24 protein-coding genes are annotated in these 23963 nt (G+C 44.4%); 2 read left to right on the top strand and 22 right to left on the bottom strand.

Going from position 1 to position 23963, the window contains the following annotated elements; all coding sequences use genetic code 11:
• Positions 1-423 (bottom strand): RNA polymerase sigma factor, encoded by a 423-nt coding sequence (locus tag C1712_RS08495; RefSeq protein ID WP_021421704.1) that lies wholly within the window; start codon positions 421-423, stop codon positions 1-3.
• Between the two features lie 526 nt (positions 424-949).
• On the opposite strand from C1712_RS08495, the gene C1712_RS08490 reads away from it, so the two are divergent.
• Positions 950-1312 (top strand): helix-turn-helix transcriptional regulator, encoded by a 363-nt coding sequence (locus tag C1712_RS08490; protein WP_032509185.1) that lies wholly within the window; start codon positions 950-952, stop codon positions 1310-1312.
• A 69-nt stretch (positions 1313-1381) separates the two neighbouring features.
• Here the strand turns inward: C1712_RS08490 and C1712_RS08485 are convergent, their stop codons facing one another.
• The 20 genes from C1712_RS08485 to C1712_RS08390 form a co-directional block, all read right to left on the bottom strand.
• Positions 1382-1606, bottom strand: a complete 225-nt coding sequence (locus tag C1712_RS08485; protein ID WP_021421705.1) for a hypothetical protein — start codon at positions 1604-1606, stop codon at positions 1382-1384.
• Between the two features lie 16 nt (positions 1607-1622).
• Positions 1623-2861 carry an MFS transporter gene (locus C1712_RS08480; protein WP_021421706.1) on the bottom strand — a complete coding sequence of 413 codons (1239 nt, stop codon included), beginning with the start codon at positions 2859-2861 and terminating at the stop codon, positions 1623-1625.
• Between the two features lie 98 nt (positions 2862-2959).
• Entirely contained in the window at positions 2960-3601 is a 642-nt protein-coding gene (locus C1712_RS08475) for a TetR/AcrR family transcriptional regulator (RefSeq protein ID WP_021421707.1), read from the bottom strand.
• Positions 3602-3717: 116 nt separating this feature from the next.
• Positions 3718-4611: a conjugal transfer protein gene (locus tag C1712_RS08470; protein WP_077717671.1), complete on the bottom strand. Its 894-nt coding sequence runs from the start codon at positions 4609-4611 to the stop codon at positions 3718-3720.
• A gap of 21 nt (positions 4612-4632) precedes the next feature.
• A complete protein-coding gene (locus C1712_RS08465; protein WP_077717672.1) occupies positions 4633-5640 on the bottom strand; it encodes a bifunctional lytic transglycosylase/C40 family peptidase in 1008 nt (335 codons plus the stop codon).
• Positions 5637-7826, bottom strand: coding sequence for a CD3337/EF1877 family mobilome membrane protein (locus tag C1712_RS08460; protein ID WP_087382685.1), 2190 nt, complete (start codon positions 7824-7826; stop codon positions 5637-5639). The genes C1712_RS08465 and C1712_RS08460 overlap by 4 nt, the downstream gene beginning before the upstream one ends.
• Positions 7826-10273 carry a conjugal transfer ATPase TcpF gene (tcpF, locus tag C1712_RS08455; RefSeq protein ID WP_102268422.1) on the bottom strand — a complete coding sequence of 816 codons (2448 nt, stop codon included), beginning with the start codon at positions 10271-10273 and terminating at the stop codon, positions 7826-7828. The genes C1712_RS08460 and tcpF overlap by 1 nt, the downstream gene beginning before the upstream one ends.
• Positions 10260-10649 (bottom strand): conjugal transfer protein, encoded by a 390-nt coding sequence (locus tag C1712_RS08450; RefSeq protein WP_070087533.1) that lies wholly within the window; start codon positions 10647-10649, stop codon positions 10260-10262. Before C1712_RS08450 ends, tcpF begins: the two co-directional genes overlap by 14 nt.
• A gap of 107 nt (positions 10650-10756) precedes the next feature.
• A complete protein-coding gene (locus C1712_RS08445; RefSeq protein WP_425436004.1) occupies positions 10757-11248 on the bottom strand; it encodes an antirestriction protein ArdA in 492 nt (163 codons plus the stop codon).
• A gap of 29 nt (positions 11249-11277) precedes the next feature.
• Positions 11278-11775 carry an antirestriction protein ArdA gene (locus tag C1712_RS08440; protein WP_077717676.1) on the bottom strand — a complete coding sequence of 166 codons (498 nt, stop codon included), beginning with the start codon at positions 11773-11775 and terminating at the stop codon, positions 11278-11280.
• Positions 11750-11986, bottom strand: coding sequence for a hypothetical protein (locus tag C1712_RS08435; RefSeq protein WP_074141186.1), 237 nt, complete (start codon positions 11984-11986; stop codon positions 11750-11752). Before C1712_RS08435 ends, C1712_RS08440 begins: the two co-directional genes overlap by 26 nt.
• 98 nt (positions 11987-12084) lie before the next feature.
• Positions 12085-12474 carry a DUF5301 domain-containing protein gene (locus C1712_RS08430; protein ID WP_021421714.1) on the bottom strand — a complete coding sequence of 130 codons (390 nt, stop codon included), beginning with the start codon at positions 12472-12474 and terminating at the stop codon, positions 12085-12087.
• Between the two features lie 198 nt (positions 12475-12672).
• On the bottom strand, positions 12673-12894 hold the full coding sequence (locus tag C1712_RS08425; protein WP_010817890.1) for a hypothetical protein: 222 nt from the start codon (positions 12892-12894) through the stop codon (positions 12673-12675).
• Positions 12891-13031 carry a DUF3789 domain-containing protein gene (locus C1712_RS08420; RefSeq protein ID WP_010817889.1) on the bottom strand — a complete coding sequence of 47 codons (141 nt, stop codon included), beginning with the start codon at positions 13029-13031 and terminating at the stop codon, positions 12891-12893. Before C1712_RS08420 ends, C1712_RS08425 begins: the two co-directional genes overlap by 4 nt.
• 15 nt (positions 13032-13046) lie before the next feature.
• A complete protein-coding gene (gene mobT, locus C1712_RS08415; RefSeq protein WP_102269830.1) occupies positions 13047-14237 on the bottom strand; it encodes a MobT family relaxase in 1191 nt (396 codons plus the stop codon).
• A gap of 190 nt (positions 14238-14427) precedes the next feature.
• Positions 14428-15822 (bottom strand): FtsK/SpoIIIE domain-containing protein, encoded by a 1395-nt coding sequence (locus tag C1712_RS08410; protein WP_074143639.1) that lies wholly within the window; start codon positions 15820-15822, stop codon positions 14428-14430.
• Positions 15823-15884: 62 nt separating this feature from the next.
• Positions 15885-16490: a VanZ family protein gene (locus C1712_RS08405; RefSeq protein ID WP_074143640.1), complete on the bottom strand. Its 606-nt coding sequence runs from the start codon at positions 16488-16490 to the stop codon at positions 15885-15887.
• 113 nt (positions 16491-16603) lie between these two features.
• The gene (locus C1712_RS08400; RefSeq protein ID WP_074143641.1) at positions 16604-16990 is read right to left on the bottom strand and encodes a YdcP family protein; all 387 of its coding nucleotides are present in this window, start codon (positions 16988-16990) and stop codon (positions 16604-16606) included.
• A 15-nt stretch (positions 16991-17005) separates the two neighbouring features.
• Positions 17006-17332, bottom strand: coding sequence for a YdcP family protein (locus C1712_RS08395; protein ID WP_074143642.1), 327 nt, complete (start codon positions 17330-17332; stop codon positions 17006-17008).
• Between the two features lie 190 nt (positions 17333-17522).
• Positions 17523-20567, bottom strand: coding sequence for an SrtB-anchored collagen-binding adhesin (locus tag C1712_RS08390; RefSeq protein WP_099124526.1), 3045 nt, complete (start codon positions 20565-20567; stop codon positions 17523-17525).
• Between the two features lie 561 nt (positions 20568-21128).
• Between C1712_RS08390 and C1712_RS08385 the strand changes: the two genes are divergently transcribed.
• Entirely contained in the window at positions 21129-22154 is a 1026-nt protein-coding gene (locus C1712_RS08385) for a PDDEXK nuclease domain-containing protein (protein ID WP_102268419.1), read from the top strand.
• 301 nt (positions 22155-22455) lie between these two features.
• Here C1712_RS08385 and C1712_RS08380 read toward each other — a convergent pair whose 3' ends face one another.
• On the bottom strand, positions 22456-23838 hold the full coding sequence (locus C1712_RS08380) for an MATE family efflux transporter (RefSeq protein ID WP_102268418.1): 1383 nt from the start codon (positions 23836-23838) through the stop codon (positions 22456-22458).
• Between the last annotated feature and the right edge of the window lie 125 nt (positions 23839-23963).

Genomic DNA, 23963 nt, shown 5'->3' with positions numbered 1-23963 from the left:
TCATTCACGCTCCTTTGTCAGTGTTTTCTTTAAATTTTGTAAAGCTCTATAACGGTTTTTAAAAACTCCTGCTCTGGAAATTTTCTGTGCTTTTGCAATTTCTGTATCGCTCATTTCCAGAAAGTAGTACATCAGAAGATTTTCACGGTTACGTTCCGATAATTGCTTTAATGCTTCTGAAAGTTCTTCATCAAGCACTCGGATTTCAACACCGCATACCTCAAACACGGTATAGTCACTCATGTACTCGTCCCATACAGCCAGCTTTTCAACAACGATTTCTGGAAGCTCACAGAAAGGAATTTCTTTATCTTTACGACGTTTTAATTCCTTTTTATAATTCCAGATAACGCCCTTAACAGTACGTTTGAGCTTACAGTCAAACTGACACTGGATTGTTTTTTGGAAGTCAGACGGTTTCATCATCTCACCCCCTCTCTGTCCAGACGTAAAAGGTATCTATCCCTCTTTCCGCCCCACATCGGTACAGGAGTGGGTGATTTGCTAACCTGTATAAGAAAGAAATTCAAAAAAATATTGAACTTCTCATAAATAACAAAAACAGTCAATCAGCACATGAATGTACCAACAGACTGTTTTTGTTATGTTTGCGATATGAATTTTTAACTCATGTTTAAGGTGTATTGACTGGATAACCATTGTAAGGCAGTTATTCAGTTGTGAATACTGGCGTATTCGCTGGTATGCAATCATAGCACAACCCCCTTATTCAGAGCTGTACCGTGAGAGCAAAAGAAAAGGACAGCTCTGGTTATCCAAAACCGTCCTAATCAAATTGAAAGACATGGAAAAAGATATTACCCCAGAACGGTTTTTTTTATTTACCGTCAAGGTAATATTGATATGAATTATTAACGCATAATATATGCGTTTTTAACACATTCTAATCATGTGCCATGAAGTATAAACTCATGACAGGTGATTTAAAATGAGGAAAAAGAAAGACACGCACAGTTTTGATTTCCGTCCGCTGGGACTGGCAATCAGAGAAGCGAGAGAGAAAGCTGGGCTTTCCCGTAATGACTTAGGCGATAAGGTCTTTTACGGAGAACGTCATATCGCAGATATTGAGAATATAGGGAAACACCCCAGCTTCCAGTTATTTCATGATTTAGTGACAATGTTCCATATCTCTGTTGATGAATACTTCTATCCGCAGGAGAAAGCGGAAAAATCTACAATCCGCAGACAGATAGACGTATCGCTTGATGAACTGACAGATGAAGAACTCAAAATCATTCAAGGAACGATTGACGGTATCATGAAATACAAGGGAACGGGAAGCAAATAGGCTTCTCGTTTTCTTTTTCCTCTCATAAGCTATCCTGCTGATCTGCTCCGCAGGAAGCAGGATAAGCACTTAAATCTTAGTTTTCTTTGTGATTGTGTAAATGTATTCTTCTGGTGTAGGTATCTTATTACCAAAATACTTTTTAAAATGTTTCTGCACCACTGGGTTTTGACTATTCACAGCATTGTCAATGTTTTCCTGTATCTCGGCTCTAAACTCTGATACCGACACGCCTCTAGCTTTTGCCCCAACCTTTAGCATATTTTTAATATCCTGCTTTTTTAGTATTCTCATTTTTGTACCTCATATATTAGTATTCTAATTGTTTAAACACCTGTCTTGAATACCATGTAATTAAAATCGAAGCGATAGAAGCTATAAGCATTACTATCCAAGCATTTTCAGAAAATACATCAAATAGAATACCGTAAATCATTTGTCCTATCGGCTGACCACACATAGCAACAGAAACTAATGTTGCCATGATTTTACCAACTAATTCTGGTGGTGTTTGCATTTGTACCACAGTATATATTTGTACTACAAATAATGTAGACACACCCATAGCAACAAAACACATTAGCGTAATCACCCAATAAGATATTATTTCTGGTAATCCTAGTAAAAGTGAAATTCCCATTAAAAATACAGAAGCAGAGCAAATCAATAAAAGAACATATAAATTTTTAAGTTTTAATTTTTCTGCCACTATTGCCGTCAAAAAGCCACCACATAATCCACCTAAAGAAAGTGACGCTTGTGAAAATCCATATAACGTATCAGACATTCCCAATACTTCTGAAATTAAAATTGGTAAGCCAACAATCAAAACGGCACTTAATACCAGATTAAAAATACATACCAAAATAATGACAGATATAAATATAGGTTTTTCGTGCCTTAAAAATCTGAAACTATCTTTTAAATCATTTTTAGCTACTGTAAAAACTCCTGTTTCACGAACACGTTTTTGATATGGTATATGTATGAATATTTCCATAATTGCCGAAAAAGTGAAACATACAATACTGGCAATCAAGATAGGCGTTATTCCATAAAATTGCAGAACAATTCCGCCAATAGCCGGACCAACAAAATTTGCCAAAGTATTTACCTGATTGATAACCGCATTTCCAACAGTCAATTTATCTGATGATACAAGTAATGGGACACTTGCCTGTACTGACGGCTGGTATGCTCCAGAAATACCGTATAGTAGCATTAAAAATACAATAAACAATGGAACCATTGGTAGTTTCCCCAATGATAAATAGAACAACGTAATAATAATAGCTGTACTAAAATCCAGTCCAACCATTATATTTCTTTTATTTATCCTATCAGCGAGTATGCCACCTACCATTGACAAAACTACCATAGGTAAAAATGAGCAAGCTGTAACAAGTCCAAAAAGAGTAGAAGAACCTGTTTCTTTTAAAAGATAATATGGTAGGGCAAAACGCAAAATTGCATTACCAAAAAGGGATATAATCTGTCCAATTACTACAAGGGTAAAATCACGTCTAAAAAGTTTTGTTTTTACTTCCATAGGTTATCCTCCTTTGAATTAAACCGACCGTCGGTTTATATATGGTTTAAAATAAACTGCACTTCTAAAATGTGTGTGCAGTCTATTAAAATGATGAATTACTTCTTATTGCAAAGTTGAACAAAAGCAGAAATTGTCTGATTATCAAGCAAGCCGTCTATACCCAATCCTTTTAAAAGAGTATTAAAAGTATCACACCTTTTTTTCATACCCTCCGTGTCAGTCATTTTAACCAAAGGATTTAGCCATACGTTTGTTAGTATCATAATTGCTTCTGCAATTTCATGCGGATTTTCAATATTTATAGAGCCGTCCTTAACACCCTCTGTTAAAATCGGTTCTACAAATTGCGGAGCTATCAGCTCATATATTTGTTCAATCTGCATTGCCAAAAATCGTGGATTATTCAGCAAACAGGGAGATACTGTAAGTAATACACTTTGATTAGAGTGGAATACTGCCGTTTGAAATATCTTTCTTAATTTTTCAATTCCACTTAAGCGACTATCATCTCTTATTTTTGCAAATATTTCTGCATTTTCATTTCCGAGTCGATGAAAAATCGCTTTCAATATATCCTCTTTAGAACTAAAATGATGATAAATTGCTCCTTTAGAAAGTTTTGTTTCATTGATAATATCTTGCAATGAAGTATCGTCATACCCTTTTTCAGAAAACAGTCTAGTTGATACATCTAAGATTAGCTTTACTGTTTCTTCTGGATATTTATTTCGTGCCATAATTCACCTCCATATACAAACCGTTGGTCTGTATATAGTATATATGATGATTTTACCCCTGTCAATAGAAATTAGACTTGCAGAGCATACTTTGTATGTTGCAAGTCTTTATCACTTTATCCAATAATCTTCCAGTTATTATCTTTATGAAGCGTCAGCTCATACTGTGATACCTGTGTCGCCTTTGTCTGATTGTCAATGAACTTCACCGCAACGCTTACTTTCACGTTGTCGCCGTCAGCCGTGAATACAGGATTGACAAGCTCGGAATAGAGATAGTCCCCGTTTATCGGTTCAAGGGCGTTTCCCTCTACATAGTAGGCAAGCTCCTTGTCCGTAGCGGTCGGGTACAGCTTGAAGAATGTTTCCAGAAACGCCGTAGCGTCACCCGCTGTATCAGCGTCCACGCTGTTGTCTGCTTCCTGTGCCTTTGGTTCATAGCTGGATTTCTCCATAGCGGGGGCAAGGGTCGGGTTCTGGATAATCACCATATCCCCGTCATAGTCCACATGAACGGTCACAGTATAGGTTTCTGATACATTTCTTGTCTGGTCGCCCTCTTTTATCTGCTGATCTACTTCGTAGGTAACAGTAAAAGCGTTCTCCCCAGACTGTACCACGTCCCAGATAAGTACGTCCGTGACCGTGGAGCTGGTCGGTATATCCGTCCTCACGGTATCAACATTCAAATCCTGCAATTCCTGTGTCAGATAGGCACTGATAGCCTGTGTCCTTGCTTCGATTGCTTCCTTGCTATTGCTCCATGTGTAGTAGGATTTACAGAAATTCTTCACGAAATTTTCTATCCCGTTGGTATCGTTAAGTCGTAGCTGTATGGTTTCTACCTCATGGGTGGTATGCTGGTCGATAGCCGTAAAATTCTTATACACACCAAAGCTCACGCTTGCGATAAGCACCACCCAGAGGGCAATAACGGACTTCTTATGCGTCCCCACTTTCATAGTGCGGATTTTCTTTTCTTTTATCGGTTTTTCTTTCTTCTTGAACATGATATTTTCATTCCTTTCTTTCTATTGCTTAATTCTGCCAGCCCCGATAAGGTGCTGTTGCCAGTAGCTATTGTTCAAATCAGCGTAGCCTATCGGGTCGCCAGCATGATACATCTGATTGTTTCCCACATAGATACCGACGTGCGTTACATACGTTCCCGCATTGTAGGTACTGTGGAAGAACACCAAATCGCCAGCCTGTGCCTGTGAAAGCGGGATATGCTGGGTAGCGTCATACTGTGCCTGTGCCGTTCTCGGTAAGGAAATGCCCACTTTGCCATAGCACCATTGAACCAGCCCCGAACAGTCAAAAGAAGTGTTAGGGTTGCTCCCGCCATACACATAGTCCCAGCCTTGATATTTCAGAGCTTCATTCATTATCTTCTGTGCCAGCTCGCCCGATACTTGACTGACCGTGAGATACTGGCTGACAAGCTCCACATAGAACATATTTCCATACCCGTAACGCCAGCCACCATTGCGGGCGACAGCGATAGGGTTCGTGTAGGTGACTTTCTTCCCACCAGACTTGTCACGGGCGAAATTCTCTGCCAGCGTGAAGCTGTGCTTTTTCCCGTTCTTAGCCACATAGCCGATATAGCCACCGCCATAGTTATAGGACTGTACCACGACGTTTATATCCTCTATGCCTTGACTTTCTACTGAAGAAAGCAGGGACGCAAAATACTTGCACCCCTGCTTGATTGAGCTTTCCGTATCAAGGGAGTTAGGCGGTAAGCCCATGCTCTCGGAACTCTGCATAACGTCCTCGGCTGTCCCGCCACTTTCCACCTGTATGATTGCCAGCAGATAGGGGACATACTCGGAAATGCCGTACTCTTTAGCGTATTTCTCTACCATAGGCTGATGTTTCAACACCTCTGCTGACAGGTTCATACCCGTTACCCATGAGGAAGAACCACCGCCCCCGTCGTCGTCCTCGGCACTGATAAGCACACCAAAGAAAAGCACTATCGCAAGAAGAAAGGGAAACAGACTGCCAATAATGGCGAGATGTCTCAGCTTCATTTCCTACGTCCTTTCTTTGTGGTGGTTTTCTTCACGGTCTGTTGATTTTTCTGGTAATTCGTCTGTTTCTGCTGGCTGGAAAGAGTACGCTCTGTCTTGCTTGTCTGCTCCACGGTACGTCTTACGGTTTGTCGCTGTCCCTGTGGCTGTGATACAGGTTCAGAAGTTTTCTTTTCTGTACCAGAAGCAAGCGGACGCTCCTTGACAGGCTGTGCTTTTGTCGGCTCGGTATGTACCTTATCGGTCGTGACAGGACGCTTGACTTCCTGCATTTTCCCTGTGTCGGTCTTAGAAGCAGGAGAAGCGGTCACAGGTCTGTCATGGGGACGGGTAGCTCCTGTTGTCGCTGATCCGTCCGTCGTTCTGCCAGCTTGTTTTGCTTCCTGTGCTTTTTGAAGCTCCATACGCTTGTCAGCGATATTCTGTCTGTGCTGTTGGAGTTTGTCGGCACGCTGGCTCTGTCTGGTTTCCTGTCCCTGCACAATGCCACGCTTGAAGTCGGACATATTTTCCTTTGCCTTTTCCTTTGCGGAGTGCAGGGCATAGGCGGTCTGTGTCGGCATATCCTTGATATTCTCCTTGACAGCCGTTGCCTTGTCCTTGACCTTGTTTTTCGTATCAAGCACTGCACCTACGGCAGAACCGGCTCGACTTCCGAAAGACGCATTTTCTCGGCGTTCTTTTCTTCCCGTACCAGCTCTGACAGATTTTCCAGAACCGTCATTCATGGTAGTTCCGGCTACTGTACCAGCCACCGCACCAGCGACACTTCCAGCACCAACCGCCCTTGCGATACGGTGTTCCATACGCCTAGCTCGGTGTCGCATGAACAGGTACGGGCGACGGAATATCCTGCGTCCCATGCTCTGACTGTCCCCAGCGTTTAAGCTGAACATACTCATAAGGTCGCCCAGCTTCATGTAGATACCCGCAAAGCAGACTATCTGTAAGAACGCAATCATAAAGAACGGGTAATCGGTGGAGATGTTGTAGAACATACTGGAAATGGAAAAAGCCACCGTGACAATGAGCGTTATTCCCGCCCTTGTCATAATCGTATTGAACACTCGCACGATTGCCTGTTTTGCCATGTTCTCATAGCTGGGTATCATGCTTAAAAGAAAGCTAATCGGCAGGAACATAGCGAAGATGATAAATAATATCTGGGAGAATATCATCATGCCTGTAAGCAGGAAAACGAATATCGTTATCCCCAGATTGAAGATGAGCAGGAAGAACACCATTCCCAGACGGTTGATGACCTGCGGTATCGTCAGATTGTCGTTGTCGTTATCCTCGATTTCCGTTTTCACCACGTCCTCACGGGTCGCCCCGTCGTCTGCTGACGGACTGACCGATACCAGAGCTTCCACACGGTCAGCTCCGATTTCCTCTATATCGCTGTTTCCAAATTGCAGGAGTAGCCACGGCTGTTGTACCTGTATGGAAAACAGGCTGTCCCTTATCAAGTCCACGCTGTCTCTCCCTTGGCTGTCGCTGTCGGGGAGCATGATTTTTGTCCCCAAATCCAGCGAAGCCGTGGAAATGTCCGAAGAAAAGTCATTGATTTTCTTGATATAGTCGGGAGCATAGGCGATAAAGGAAGCGGACAGCACGAACACCACAACAAAGTTGATAACGGCGTGTAATGCCTTGCTTGTTTCTCGCTTGATAAGCCCCGTGTAGGCTACATAGATACCCACGATAAGGATAATGAGAAGCAGGAAGCCCACATAGAAGCCAGTGCTTCCGAAGCCATTTTCCGTCACGCCCGCTAGGGTCTGTATGCTCTTTCCGATACTGTCTGCCATGTCGTTGATGAAGTCCAGCTTATACGCCTGCTGGACGACGTACCCCGTGGCGTTGCTTAGATACAGGCTGATAGTCCAGATAAAATTGGTGATACAGTAAAGCCCGTATTGTACGGATTTACCGATACCGTCCAGCCAGTTCCACGGAAGCCAGCCCCAGCTATTGTCCACATAGAAGTCAAGCTGGTAGTTTTCCAGCGGGTACTGCGAATACAGGTTATCCGCATTGACGGTATCATCAACCAGCCCCGTGGCATGAGCCACCGTCCCGAACAGGGAGAGGAACACAACAGAGGTAAAAATGACTATCACAGCTATCTTGAAAAAACGAAAGAGCTTCTTTCTTGTCAGAAGCCCCTTTATCCTATCTTTCATCACTCCACCTCGCTTTTCACGGGTGGTCTGGTATCAAAGGCGTGCAGTAATTCTTCAAAGACAGGGTGTATCTGCACCACGCCCACACGTCCGTACAAATCTTGAAGCAGGCATTGTCCGTTCTCCAAGTCACGAAGTCGTTTCTGGTTGTTCTCGTCGTCCTTGTCGATACCGAAAAATTCAAGGGTCTGCTTTATCTCGTTGATGTCCGTAGAACGGAAAGCGAATTTCAGCCCGATATTGTTTTTCAAGCTCTCCTTTGACACGTCGCCAGAGGATTGCGTAACAAAGTACACGCCCGCCTGCATAGCACGTCCCGCACGCACCAGCTTGTTTGAGAGGGTTTCGCCCTGTGCCACGTTGAGGAACGCCCACGCTTCATCTAAATCCACGATTTTAAAAATGCTTCTGTCACTGTGGATAAAGTCAAGGGCAAACGTACTAATGACAATCAACATAGCCACGGACAGCAGTTCTATGGTCGTGTATTCCTCAAAGGTCGTGTCTTTATCTGGCAGAACAAGGTCGGCAACCTGTATGATGTTGAGCTGGTTGTCCAAGCTGATAGCGTTAGACACCGAACCGTCCGAAAACAGCAGATGTGCAAAGTCATAGTCCGTAAAGCTGTCGATATGGTCGGCAATGTTGCGGGCTATCGCCGTGTCCTCTCTGCGTAGCTCGTCTATCACATGGAGTAGTCCTCGCTGATCGCTCTGGGTCACGGCTCGCACCGCTTTTCTAAGGACAGGGAATCTCTCGCCGTCCCTAGAGGAAATCCCCGTAAGGAATGTGAGAATGTCTATCGCCAGACTTTCAGCGTCCTTTACATTCTTCATAATCACGAACGGGTCAAGAAGCCCTGCGTTTTCCTTGTCGCTGGTAAGGTTGACGATATTGATTTCATGGGCTATCTCTGGGAGCGTTTCTTTCCAGTTGCCACGCTCGCTTTTAGGGTCGAGAATGACAGCCTGTCCCCCAAAGAGAACGGAATAATAGACAATCAGATTGTTGCAGAATGATTTTCCACCGCCAAGACTTCCGACAAAGGCAGACGCTAGAGCGTTGGTGACTGTCCCCTTGATACCCTGTGAAGCAAGGGACGGCTGTAAATAGACGTTTCTTCCCGTGTCTACGGAATAGCCGATATAGATACCTGTATTCTCGCCAAGCTGTTGCGTCGCTCCGAAACCAAGACCAGCCAAGAAGTCCGATTTCACATACTGCACATAGTCATTGATGTAACGCTTGCTGGCGGGGAGAAATTCAGAGTGAAGCCCCAGCATATCCCCAGCGGGGCGGACTAACTTAACATTGAGGTCGTCGTAGAAGTCCTTGACCTCATCACAGCGTCGTTTCAGCTCGTCAAGGTCGGGAGCGGACACACGGATAACGTAAGAAAGTTTATACATGCTTTCCTTGCTCTGGTCTAAATCGGTTTCCAGCTCGTCCACGCTGTCTAATGCGTCCACCACATTTGAGCTGGTTTCGCTTCCAGACTGATAGGCGTGGTTGTCCAAATCTTTCAGCTCTTTCTTTTTATTTCTCACCGTGGAAAGTGCCTTGCGGTTGCCGACGATTTCTACATTCATGCTTGTATCAACAGGAAACGTGAACTGCTGTTGCTGGAAGTAGAAGATTTCTGACGACGGAAAATCCAGCTCGCCCACAATGGCGTTGACGGTAAAGTAGGACACGAAGCTCTCGCTGTCCTCATGTTCCAGCCTTATGTATCGCTGGCTTTCCTCTATCAGACAGCGGGTCGGACGAATAAGGTCGTACTGCTTGATGAGCGTTGCCTTTTTCAGCTTCTTCTTTGGAAGCGAATATTCGTAGTCCTCATACGCCACGCCGTCCCTGCCGTAGATATGCTCGATAAGATACCCGAAGTCGTTCTTCTCCAAGCGTCGGAACTTGAAACGGCGGGAGATTTTATTTTCCAGCAGTTTTTCCATTTTCATGTAGCGGTTGATTTCATCATCTGGCATGGAGATAAAGTCGTTCATCAGCGTATGGTTGACCTCATTCAAGAACTCTTTGAATGTCAGAAACGCCGATTTCTTCATGCTTTCAAGGCTCACTTTTTCCTCTGTCACAATGAGCTTGAAGCCGATAAAAAAGCGGTAGTCCACTTGATTGTCCCCAATCATGGAAACAAGGGCTTCCGTCTGTTCATCTATCTTCTGTATCGCCACATCACGAAGTCGCCCCGTTACCAGCTTTTTTGACTGCTCCTGTATGCTTCTTACGGAGCTTTCCGTCGCTATCTGCAAGGCGTGTATCTTTCCCTCACGGGACTGTGCGATAAGCTGGCGAAAGCTGTCATGGACGATAAACTTCTGCTCCGCTGACAGAAAAGAATAGTTATACGGTATCAGCTCATAGTAGGCGAATACTTCATTGTCCTTGTTCCAGACAAGATTGTTGTCGATATATTTAATCGGGAACATACATCACACTCCTAACCGCCGTGACAGGTTCGCTGAACACTTCCTTTTCCAGCTTCACGGCTTTTCCTGCATAGGTCACTTTTGGTCGCAGGGCAAACGTAATCTGCGATTTCAAGAAGCTGTAAGGCTTCTTGCCGTCAAAGGTCTTTTGGCTCATAAACCATGTGAGGGCGACGGGAATACCGAAGTATTTCAGAAACGCCCCCTCGATAAGCGATAACGGCGGTAAGTCCCCTAAGAGAATGACGGCAAACTCCGTGATAACAAACCACGTTATCTGGGTAAAGGTAACGGGAAACGGGAGAGTGAAGTCATTGATTGCGTATAAGACTTTCTCCACGTTCCAGATACCCGTGTAGCTCTTAATCTTTTTCAATTCGTTTCAGCTCCTTTCGTTGTAATGGAAAAGGACAGCCATTTTCAGACTGTCCTTGATAGAAAAAGCTGTCAGTAGCGACCTTGCCTGTCGCTGATCTGCCAGCTCTAATATGGTATCTCGCATATCCCACGGCTTGTTTCAATGAATGTCCCCTCTATGGACAAGTCCCTGCCGTATGCTTCATAGTCGATATAGTTCTGCAACGGTAGCGGTATCTGTCCCAATACCTGCAACTCGTCAATGAAGTAATAGGCAACGTCGGTCATGTCCTCACAATTAGGATAATAATAAATCTCGTCCTTATGCTCGTAGACTTCTTCCAGACTTCCATAGTAGGAAACAAACTCGTCCAGAGCGTCCGTGATATAGTCGGGAAGCTCACAAATCATGTCGTACATCTCGTTGAGTCCTTCAATGGAGATATACTCCCCGATTTCAATAGGGAAGTTGTCGGTATCATGGACAGCGTATTCCTCATAGTAGCTGTTCAGCCCGATACGCTCCGCAACATCTTCCTCGTCGATAGGGAAAGAAAACCAGTCCCCCACAAGTTCGCCCTCATTGTACTTGCCAAGATTAGCGATATACACCCTCATGTCGTCCACCACAGGCTTACACCTCTTTTCTATGGAAGTTCATAGATACCGTGGTCGGTTTCCACAAAGCGTCCGTTGTCGTCAAGATACTGCCCGTAGGCTTCATAATCGAAATAGCGGGTGACACTCTCACTAAGGGAAGTAAAGTCTGGGTCGTTGTTCAGAATATGGCGGGCAACGTCCGTCATGTTCTTACACCACGAATAATGAATGATGTCGTTTCTGTATCGGTGCAGTTCGTCAAGGTCAGTGAAATAACACATCAGCTCCCCGTAGTCCTCTTTCAAGTCAGAGGGCAGGCTTTCATAGGTATGGTACAGGTCGTCGAGCCTTTCAATGGTGGTATCTTCCTGCACTTCATCAGCAAAGGGAAGCTCCTTACCCGTGATATAGTAATAGTCCGTATCTACATCAATCCCCAGCAGTTCTTCTACCTGTTCTGTGTCGATAGGCAGGGTGAACCAAAAGGCACGAATTTCTCCGTCTGTTGGTTCTCTGGCTTCAATCTGCACACGCATTTCTTCCATGTTTCATCACATCCTTTCTTTGTAACGCTTCCTGTATGACGGAGTAAGGCACGCCGAATACATAGCGTGAAAAATCTTCCAACTGTTTCTTAGGGTAGTCGGACAGGCAAAGGCGTTTCATCTCAAACCAGACCGCACGCTTGTAATAGGGCAGGTCGGAGAGATACGGACAGCCGATTTTTGCCTGCATATCGGTAAAAATATCTTTCAATCAATCACTCCAATCTGAAATTTGAGTATAGAAAAAGCGGTTGATCTCCAAAGGAGTAACCGCTTTGTGTCGGGATATGAAATTGCTATAGGTAGGATTTAATTAGTTTCTTGTAACCGTTTGAACAGTTGACTATCAGTTTTATAAATTCCCTGATATGGCTGTTCAATATAGTATTTACTACTGTCCTCATATACATAAAGGATACTTGTCCCTGTTTTGAACTGAAAATCAATTTTGATATAATTTTCAACTTGTGGAGTATCTTGAATGCTTTCCTTACTAGTAGGTTCAGAACTAGAAATATCTGAAATTATTTCACTTATCCAAGCTTTATCTGTATGATTTACTTTGTTTTCCCCGACGGTTATATCAACAGATGTAATATCGTCTATCTGAGGTAGCGTAATAGGGTCTGCTTTTTTTTCACATGCAACTAAAGCTAATATACAAATAAAACACAAAAATAAAGAAATATATTTTTTCATAGGCATATTACCTCCTCAAGCTCTGATTTATCTTTCCTATATTCACAGTATATCATCTAAAAAACAGCCATTCAATGAAATTCATAGCGTGACTATCTTTTATCTGTGTACCATTCCGTCACCCCCTTTCATTCCCCCTATGCCCGAACTCCCATAGGGGGGGACAGGTAAGTTTGCGTGACCGCAAACTGCTGATTGTTACGCTCCAATGATACGGTTGAACAGCTCTAACAGCACGTCCTTGACACCGCCTGCATTGAATACCAGCCCCACAGCGATTAAGGCAATCACAAGGAAGCCGATTAACTTAGAAAACTCTCTTTTAAATCCTAAGTAGATACCGATTACCACGATTGCCATAAGCACCAAGCTCTGAGCGTTGCTTAAAAACCAGTTGTATAAATTCTGTCCGAAATTCATTCTTTATCAATCCTTTCTTTTTTGATTTCTTCCATTTCTTCATCAGCCATTTTGCTGACCTGTGCGATACACATAAGGACGACACCGATACCCATTCCCAGCGATACCAGCACCAAGTCCTTGACAAGTTCTGCCATAATCTCAATTCTCCTTTACTCTGTGATAAGCTCCTCTGTGTCCACTGTCTGCTGTCTGATTATCTGCAAGTGCTTTTTTGTCAGCTTTGCGTTGTCCTCAATCTCTTTCAGATAGCTCGTGCTGTTGCCAGCGTCTATCTTTTTCAGCATTTTTAAGGTAGGTGCGACCTGTCGGCTTATCCAGCCCAGCGTCCTTTCCAATGTGTAAGGCTCTGGGTCTGTTGTCAGCTTGACAGGCGGGCGGTCTTTCCCGATAAACCACGCCCAGCGGTCATTGAGCTTCCAGTCTGTCTTTCGCTTCTCTGGTTCTCTGTCCACGAAGCGGATATAGTGATTGATGATAGAAAATGCCGTCTGTTCTGCGTCATAATGGGTCAGCAGTTCACGGACGGCATAATAGGCTCTTTCATCTTTCAGTCGTATCTCGAAGCGGTTCTTTATCGGAGCTTCCTCAAGCGGTATTCCCAGCTTTGCGTACTGCTCGTAGTTCTTCTCATAACAGCAGAAGTAGACTTCCGATTTCAGAGAGCCGATATACAGCGTGTGTCCCATGCCCGCCTTGTCCTGCTCGTTGTGCTTCACCAGCTCGCCCGAAGCATAGGACTTGAAAGAGCGGAACAGGGAAACACATTCCTCACGGTTGCATTTGGCGGTCAGATCTGGAATATCCAGTATGCCCGCCCTGTCGTTAATCGCAAGGTCAAGGCGTTTCATCACACCGCCCTCAATGAGTGCGTCCATGAGGAAGTCGTACCAGCTACGCCCCTGTGCCAGCAGATAGCTTTCAAACTGGCGACAGCCTTTTCCTTTCAGTTCCAGAAGCGTGCCTTTTTCCTCGTCCTGTGAAGTATAGACGAACACATCACCCAGATAGTAATGTTCTGTGTACTTGTAGTGTCCGTAGTCCTCATGGAGCATATAGTCAATGTTGAGCTTCAATATATCTCTGATAACATGCTGTATATCCAGCGTGGGGAAACGGATACGCACATAGTCGAACAGCAGGAACATGGGAGCGTCGGGATTGAATTTCTCAACGGCTTCCATGAGCTTGTCCTGCATATCGTCCGTAAGCGTTACCTTGCCCGCTTCAATACGGTTCAAATGTTCACGGCTGATACCAGCCATGATAGCAAGCCTTGTCTGGGACACGCCGTAAGACTGGCGTTTCTCTTTCAAGGCAGTTATAAAGGTGCTTTCATTCAGCCTGCATACCCCCAATCGTGAAAGTGTGATATTTTCCGCCGATTGTCACAGTCAGCCATGAGTGAGAGAAAACCCTTTTGCCAAGCGGGATTTCCAGACTTTTTGACCGTAGTTTCCAGCGGAATTGTGCCCCTCTGTTAGATACCGAGGGGCTTCTTTCGCTGGCGTGGCTGACGCCACACCAGCAAGGCTAGTCCGAGCCGTCGCCTTTCGCTTCGCACGTCGCCGTCCCGTCCTGCCTTGTAAGGACGAGTGAGCCGATAGCCTGTAAAAAATCATGTCCCTTTGGTACAAGGGGAGTGTAAAACTCTGATATGACGCTCGTACCCACGTCACAATAGCCACGCCCTTTGATACGCTTCTGGAAGAACTGTTTCTTTACGTCGCTTCCGAAAAGCATACCATAGCCTAGCTCACTGATACGCCCCAAGCCCACACGGAAATTGAAGTTATCTCTGATACCGTCTGAAAAATATTTTGCGTCGGGACGCTGGCAGGCGACAATGAGGAAATACCCCGCCTGTCTGCCAAGCATGACGATTTTCTTTAGCTGGCTTAAAAGGCTTATACTTTCCTTTGTCCCCAGCATTTCCAAGAACGCCACATATTCATCAAAGATAAGAAAGCAAGGCGGTAAGCCCAGATAGGCATAGTTCTCGCCCGTCTTGTAGTCTGGGTGGTGCTTCATTTCCTCGCTTCGCTGTACCATGCCCTCATAGAACGCATTGACACACTCAATCATATCTTCTTTGGTGTGGTACACGTTATCCATGACCGTACCCAAGTCCGCAAGGTCGGCGTTCTTAGGGTCTAAGATGAAAAGCTGGGCGTTGGTCTGCAAGAGGGCTTCAATGATTGTCAGCAAGAAATAGGTCTTTCCACCGCCAGTCCCGCCACAGATAAGGGCGTGAGGGAGTGCGTCATATTCCCATGTGAGGTTCTTCATCAGACGCAAACCCCCGTTTTCAGCCTTTACTTCGTCAATCGTGATACGGTTCGCTATCATGTCATAGAGCAGGGTGTATTCGATATAGCCGTCATGGAGCGTCTTGTCGGTCAGCTCACAGTAAAGCCCGCTTTCCAGCTTATCTTCCAATCTAAGGAGTTTATCTTGATACTTTCCCAAAGAGATTTCACAGCGGATATGGAGCAAGCCCGTTTCCATTTGATAATAGATTTTAGGAAACCAGATGATTTTTTCCCTTGATCTGCTCTGCAGGTCAGTGAAAAAACCGCTGTCCTGTACGGTCTGGGCTTCATACCACTTGTTATCCAGTATCATGCGAGAGAGCTTTTGACGGTGTAATAGCTTCTTGAAGCTGTCATAGCGAAAGTGGTAATAAAGGAAAGCGACCAATGCACAAACACCAGTCGCTATCCCTACGGTTATGAAGTTGTATATAGAAAGCGTCACGCCATTATCAAGCAGGCTGAAATGCTCCCAATCGGTACGCATAAGCTGTCCCAAGTTCAGTAGCAGAAGAACCGCCACGAACAGGAGCAGGAGCGTACCCCCACAGAAACGGTACACAAGGTACTTGTCGCTGGCTCTGATACGATGTCCTTTATATTTCAAAATGTTCATATATACCTCTTTTCTGAATATAAGAAAAGCAGTCAATCATATAGATTAACTGCTTCTAAAACTTAAAAAAACCATGTCCAATTATATAACAGGAAATTACAGATACAGGCTAAAGATAAATAAATAACAGGCTCACATTTTCCCAATGAAGTAGTGCGTTGTTCTTCTTTCTTATTGAAAAAATATTTTCCTATCATTTTCCATACTACATAGCCTAAAATTGCACCTAATGTATTCATCATTAAATCATCAATATCCACTAACCTGTTAGTTGGTAACTGTGCAAATTCAATAAAGATAGAAAATGAAAAACCTGTTAAAGCTACTTTCAAAGGATTTCTAAAGTTCTTCCAAATATAAGGAAGTAAGAAACCTAAAGGCATAAGCATGATTACGTTCATACAATATGTGAACATACCCTCTGATTGAAAAGGTATCAAACTAATATTAGCCTGTTGAAAAGTAGCTATCAACCCACCTTTTGAAATCATATCCCATATAGAGCCTATTCCAGTAACAGAAATAACAAGCCATATATAAATCATCATAATATATGTCCATACATAATGTGTAGATGTAGACTTTTTCTTACCTAGTAACATGACTGTTTGATATACCATTACTGGGGCTACGGTTAAAATAATTGGAATAATTAACATTAAAAGCATTTCCCCCACTCCTTTCTTGCATTGTCAAGCTAAGTGTACCACATATATTTGAAAGAATTTCTAAAAAACATGAAATTCTTTCTTAAATTTTCCTAAGAAGCAGGGGAATAAAATTATTTCTTCGCCTGTCCCTGCGGAGCATGGTTCTGTGGATTGCCTGCGGGCTGACCACCTTTATTTTTCAGCACAATGTCGTCTGCCTTGATGTACCATTCCACATCTGCCCCTCGGTAGTTGGCGTTTGCCACCGTATCGGCAACAGGATTGATAAGCTCCACCTCGGCATTGTACGGATAGTCCTTGACAGGGATTTCCGCTGGGATAGATACCTGTATCGTGCGTTCCTGCTGACTGCACTTCAAATCATAGGTTCTACGCTTGATTTCTTCGCTGGTCGTCCCATCCTCATTCTCTACACGCACCTCATGTCTTAATGCGGAGAACTTCAATACTCCGAAAGTCTTTTCCTTATCTAATACAATTCCATTCGCTAATCTCATAATCTGATACCCCCTTTACTTGCTTTCCTCGACTGGAAGCATATCGTCAGCCGTTAAGATATAGTTGGTGTAGCCACGACCTCGCACGTTCTTTCCCTCGGCGGTAATCTTAGGATTGACGAGCTTTACTTTCTGCTCATACTTGAAACGCTTTTCCCCAACCTTTGCAGGAAGCACCACGATAATGTCGTCGGCTCTCTGAATGTCGGAATACAGGTTATAGCTTCTTGTCACGGGAACAAAGCGACCATTGACACGCTGTTGCTCCACGTCATTTTCTCCTGCAAACTCTAAGTTACCAAAAGTCTGTGCCATATTTGGCACGATATATTTTAATTTCATGTGTTCTACCTCATTTCTTTCTGTGATTGATATGTGGGGAGCTACACTCCCCACGCCCCTAGTGGACTGTTCTTTTCCGTCAATCCGCAAGCAGATTAACAGAAAAGGAACAGTTTCGATTTTCATTTCCTGTTACAAGTACATACGGCGGGGAACGGGATTTCTTCATTATCATAAGCAGACCGCCCGATTAAGAGCGTCTACGCTTGAAGAAGTATGTCCCTGCCACGCCTGCACCAGAGAGAACAAGAAGCCCTAAGAATAAGGCAATGTTTGTATTATCGCCTGTCTTTGGAGCGTCTGTTGTCTTGCTCGGTGTATCTGGTGTGGTCGGCTGTTCCGGCTCTGTTGGTTCTTCTGGTGTTTCTGGTACTTCTGTGATTGTCACCGTCTGCCCGTCGTCCTCAATGTCCTTATGCTCTGTAACCTTTGTCGGTTCATCTGGATTGCTCAAATCGTATAATTCCTCAAAGGTCACAAGCTCTTTCCCGCCCAGCTCGGAAGCGTCGAATGTAAAGGAAATCTGTACTTCCATGCTTTCACTGTCGGCAGTAAAGGTATAGTCATTCTCGACACGCTCTCCGTTGATGATAAGCTCTGCGTTTTCGTCCTTAATCATCTGCCAGCCTACAAGCTGATACTTTGTGCCGATTTCCAATCCGTCAAACGTAACGGTATCAATGATTGTCACGTCTTTTCCTGCTTCAATCTCTTTCTTTCCGTCCTCGCTGGTCGCTGTGGTATGGATAGAGATGATACGCTCTGTGATAAGCACCGTCTGTCCCTCGTCGTCAATGTCCTTGTGTTCTGCCACCTTTACAGGCTCGTCCTCGTTGGAAAGGTCGTAAAGTTCCTCAAAGGTTACAAGGTTCTGACCGCCCAGAGAAGAAGCGTTGAACGTATATTCCATTTCAAACTTCATTTCTTCGCTGTCGGCTGTGAATGTGTAATCACTTTCCACACGCTGTCCGTCGATAAGAAGCTCGGCGTTTTCCTCTTTCAACATCTGCCAGCCTTTGAGCTGATATTTTGTGCCTTTTTCCAGCCCGTCAAGCGTAACCGTGTCAATGATTGTTACCTCTTTGCCAGCTACGATAGACTTCTCGCCGTCCTTGCCTGTGGCTGTGGTATGGATAGAGATTTCTTTCTCGTATTCATCAGTGAGTGTCCCTAAGTCAACGGTCACATTGTTTCTGGACACCACGATTTCAAACGGCGGGATAAGCTCAAAGCCTTTGTTGCCCTCACAGCGTAATTCCTCAATGATATAGGTATCGTAAATCAAAGCACCTTTGCTGTCGTCTGGCTCACTTGTTCCAAACCAGATACCGTCCTCGCTGGTCTTTCCTGCATTGGTGTTATGTTTGTGGGAAGCCCAGTCGGAAGAAGTAGAGAACTGCCCGTTATCATCTGTCACGATAATGTGGCTCTCACCTGTGGTCTTGCTTGTGATCCTAAACGGAACTCCCGCAAGACGCTGGTGTGTGCCAGCTCCAATCTTGACACCCTCTAGGTCGCCACGCTTCACTTGATTGTAAATTGATGTGTCCGCACCTGTAAGGTCAACGATTTTTCCGTCCTCTGTGATTTCAAATTCAATCGGTTCTGCACCGTCCGTCAGATAGCCCTCTGGAGCTTTGCTTTCCTCGATACGGTATTTCCCGTAAGGTAAGAGGTCAGCGGAAGTAGAAGCCACGCCCTCAATGTCGGTAAGGATTGTCTTTACCACTTCGCCTTTATTGTAGAGCTTGCCCTCGACAAGTACGGCATTGTCATTAAGGGAAATGATTTCAAATTCAGCGTCTTTCAAGGTCGCACTTCCTTGACCTTTGGTATCGCTGGTTTCCAAATCTCTTTTCTGGATTTTCACACCGCCACGGATAACCTTGTCTGATACATGGTACTGATTGCTTCCAGACAATACGGCAATGTCGCCGTCCTCGGTAATCTGTGTAAGGTACATTCCTTTAATCTGTTCTTCGCTACCGTTTGCCTGCATATACGCACCGTCAAGAAGATAGCCGTTAGGAGCTTTCGTTTCCTCAACGGTCAGCGTCCCTAGAGGAAGCACGTTCTTTCCGTCCTGTGTATAGAAGCTGTCTCCAGATACCTTGTATTCATCAGAAAGGCGGGAAACATAATGGATAGTGCCGTCGCTGTCCTTTTCAGCGATTGTCTTTGTCACCCATGTTTTTGTAGGCTCGCTGGGGAGATTGTCAACGGTATAGTGTCCCGCATAGAATTTCCATGTGAACTCCGCACCCTCTAGGGAAGCGTCGCCCTGTGGAGCGTCTTTCTGTGTTTCCATGTCAATCTTGAAAAGCTCGATAAGGGTATCTGTAACCTTTGGCGTATCGGATACGTTCAAGGTCGCTGTCTTGCCAGCTTCCACATTTAAGGAATACACTGTATTGTCCACCTTGTAGCCAGCGGGAGCGGAAAGCTCTTTGATGTAGACTGTACCAGCCTTTACTTCCACGGTATCAGTGTTTCCGCTGTTATCCGTCGTAAGGGTGGCAAGCTGTTTTGTGCAGTCCTTATCAGAATAGACACCATAAGTCGCACCAGCGATAGAGTAAAGCCCGTTCCCGTCGGTAATGCTGGCATTACTGGAAGTCTTTTTCAGTGTGGCATTTCCTACGGCAAGTTTCGCCCAGAACTGTCCAATGTCCTGCCCCTCGCCAGAGTAGATATAACCGCCACATTCATAGCGTCCTTTGTTCTCGCTGGCAAAGGCTTTCGCCCCAGCGTACACCTCGTCCTGTATCGCTTTTGGGATTTCATCATAGGAAGCTCTGACGTTATCGCATTGCCAGCCTAGATGAACACTCAATCTCTGCCATACGACGCATTGTTTCAAAAGGTAGATATGCTGACTGCTCAATCCGCTGTGGCTCTGCACATACTGATTAACATACTCGATTGAGAGGGCAACATCTGAAATCTGGTCGTAGCTCATGCGTGTGCTTGCGTCGGCTCTGGTCTTATAACCGTTGCGGAAGTTGGTGTTAATATCCACGCAGAAAGCGTCCTCGCCCTCAACGGTCATGTGTCCCTCATTGAATGTCGAACCGATAGAACCGTCATTCATTACTTTTTCAACGATACCGACACGCTCGGCACTTTCTGTCCAGTATTGCTTCTCGGAAGCGTGGACTGCCGTTGTCGGCAAAGCGGTAACGATAGTCGCAAAGGCAAGGAAGCCTGTGGCTAATCGCTTCAATATCTTTTTCATAGCTTTTAAAATTCTCCTTTCGTTTGGATATAGAAAAAGCCGTCCATTTCTGAACGGCTGGAAATAGAAAAGGAACGTCAATATCGGCGTTCCATAATCTACTTGCGATATTCAATTTTTAGTTTATCAATACTGATGTGCTGTACCATATCTTTGCAAATCTGGGATTTCTAACGTATCAAGGCTCATTCAATGGTAGTAAAATCGTAGTAATTTGAAGTATTTCAACCCTTGAAAATGCTGATAGATACAGTGTTTTAGCGGACAATCAGATTTTTAGTTGGTTTTTGCAATATAAAAAAAATGAAGCTGATATACCCTGTAACATGATAGCGGATCTTCGTAAGATTGCCATTGACGCATACATCATGTAAAAAGATCAAGCCTATTAAGGGAATGAGAAACAGAGAGCTTAACTATATCCAAAATCCGGCAAAGCAAACAGAATGAGGATAAGCATTGGATAGGAATGACAAATGATTTATGCTATAACCAAGAACGGGGGTGAGGAGGAGGAAAAAGGAGTGGAGGGGGATAAGGGGGGGAGTAAGTGGTATCATTATGGATGGATTAACATATACGACTTCTATGATACAGGAAATTAAAGAATTGCTTTCCAGCACACGTCAGCGGATCGCCGTACAAGTGAATACAGAATTGTTGTCTACTTACTGGAATGTCGGTCGCATTATCGTGGAGCACGAACAGAACAGCCAAGAACGAGCAGTTTATGGAAAGCAAACCTTAAAAGCACTATCCAAAGAATTAACGAAAGAATTTGGCAAGGGATTTTCTGTTTCAAATCTCCAGTTTATGCGCCGTTTTTATCAGACTTATCAAATTCAACAGACAGTGTCTGTTAAATTGTCATGGTCGCATTATTGCGAGCTTTTGACAATTTCCGATGATGAAAAGCGCAGATTTTACGAAAAAGAAGCGATTAACTCCGGATGGTCGATACGGGAAATGAAGCGTCAGATCGCAACCTCTCTCTATGAACGTCTACTGCTGTCCGATGGAAAAGCTAACAAAGCAAAGATACTTGCCCTTGCAGAAAAAGGAATTGAAATGACGCAGCCTGTGGACATGATAAAAGACCCATATGTTTTTGAGTTTTTAGGGTTACCGGAAAATAAATCGCTTATGGAAAGTGACCTTGAAAAGGCTCTTGTAGAGCAGATAGAAAAATTTCTGTTGGAATTAGGGCGCGGTTTTATGTTTGTTGGAACCCAGCAGCGTGTTACGCTGAATAATACGCACTACTATGTAGACATGGTTTTCTACAACAAAATTCTTCGCGCTTATGTTCTGATAGAATTAAAAACTGTCAAGCTCATGCCCGAAGCAGTGGGACAACTGAATATGTACTTGAACTATTACGCAGCAGAAGTAAACGACGAACATGACAATCCGCCTATCGGTATCATTCTTTGTACGGATAAAGACAGTGTAGCCGCTGAATATGCGTTAGGCGGTCTTTCAAATAATATCTTTGCTTCCCGATATGTTTCTTATATCCCGAATAAAGAGCAGCTTATCGACCAAGTAGAAACGGTATTGCAGGAATGGCACAATGACGAAAAATGAGAAAAGAACGGCTGCGGCAGTCAATATGTCGGCTGCTGCACCCGAAAGCGGGTAATGGTTTTTATATCTTCCTCCTTAATTTCGGTGCTGCATTTAACGCGTTTTGCCATACGCGCTTATAAAGCAAGTTTATGTGGAGATACGGCAAGATGAATGACAATATGTGAAAAACTAGATTGTAAGCTATGTAAAACTTTATAAACATTCGCGAGGACTTATAAGAAGATTTCCATCTTTCCAATCAATAAAAAAGCATTTCGATGATGAGACACAAGAAATATCATCAAAGAAATGCTTTTTATTATGCCTGTTCTTCTGTTGTGATCAGGTGATTTAATTTCTTGAACTCTGCTGTAACAAACAGCGCTACGACAATACCGGCGCCGATGTCGGCAATCGGTCCGGCATATAAAATGCCGTTTAATCCAAGTGTATTGCCTAAAATGATGATGAGTGGAATTAGCAGGATCACCTGTCGCATCATAGAAAGGATCGTTGCCTTGAGCGGCTGTCCGCTGGCTTGGAAATATCCTGTTGCGGCAATCTGGAAACCGGCCGTAAAGATGCCCATCAGAAAGATACGCATCGACAATACCGCAAACTCGGTAAAAAGCGGTTCGCTGTCACCGAAGATCGAAAGGATCTGATTAGGAAATAACAGACAAAGCGCCCATCCAAGCGTAGATACCGTCCCGGCGATCCCAATGCTCATCATACTGGTTCGTTTCACCCGATGAAATGCCTTGGCGCCGCGGTTGAAACCGATGATCGGCTGTGAACCGATGCTGATGCCAATACAGATCGACGTTAAGATCATGGAAATTTTGGTTACGATGCCCATGGCGCTCAAAGCGATGTCACCGCCGTAGATGCTGGCATTGCCTTGTGTGATGAGCATATTGTTCATCGTGATCTGTAAGATCGTACCGGCCATCTGGGTAACCCCGCTGGAAAACCCCAGTCCTAAGATCCGCTTACAGATGAAAGGGTCAAGCCGCAGCGTTTCTTTACGCAAGCGCATCTGTCCTTTTTTAATGAAATAATAAGTCAGGATCACTGTGGAAATGATCTGAGAAGTGATCGTTGCCAGCGCTGCGCCGAATACGCCCCAGTGAAATACGAAGATGTAAAGCGGGTCAAGGAATGTATTTAGGATCGCTCCAACTAACATGGCATACATGGCAAGCTTTGGATTTCCATCGGTTCTTACCAAATTTGACAAGCCGATGCCAAGCAGGTTAAATGTCGTACCGACGATCAAGACCGCTGTGTAAGTTTTTGCGTAATCCCATGTTTTTGCGGTTGCCCCAAACAGATGAAGCAAAGGATCGATCGCCAGCAAGCCTATCACTGTCATGATGATCCCGATGATGCTTAACAGCAAAAATGCGTTGCCCAGTGTGAGCTCTGCCTCCTCATTGCGCTTTTCACCCAGTTTGATCGCCGCATAGGCACTGCCTCCGGCACCGATGGTCGTACCTACCGCTAAAATGATCGTAACGATAGGAAAAGCGATGGTCGTGGCCGCATTGCCAAGATATCCGACACCCTGTCCGATAAAGATCTGATCGACGATATTGTAGATCGCGTTAATGAGCATGGAGATGACCGCAGGTAGCGCAAACGCCCGCAGCAGTTTCCCGATCGGCTCATATCCCAGTGGATTTGCCTGTTGTTTTTCCATAACATTCGCCTCCTTAAAAAATGAATAAGCAATCATTTGTTGCAGTTATCAACATGTTAGTATTATAGCATTCCTATTTGTAAAAGTATAGAAAGAATCAATTACCATGCACATCAAAAAAAGAA

Source organism: Massilicoli timonensis (assembly GCF_900199515.1).
In the GTDB taxonomy this organism is placed as follows: Bacteria; Bacillota_I; Bacilli_A; order Erysipelotrichales; family Erysipelotrichaceae; genus Massilicoli; species Massilicoli timonensis.
This window is presented reverse-complemented; position numbering and strand designations above follow the sequence as displayed.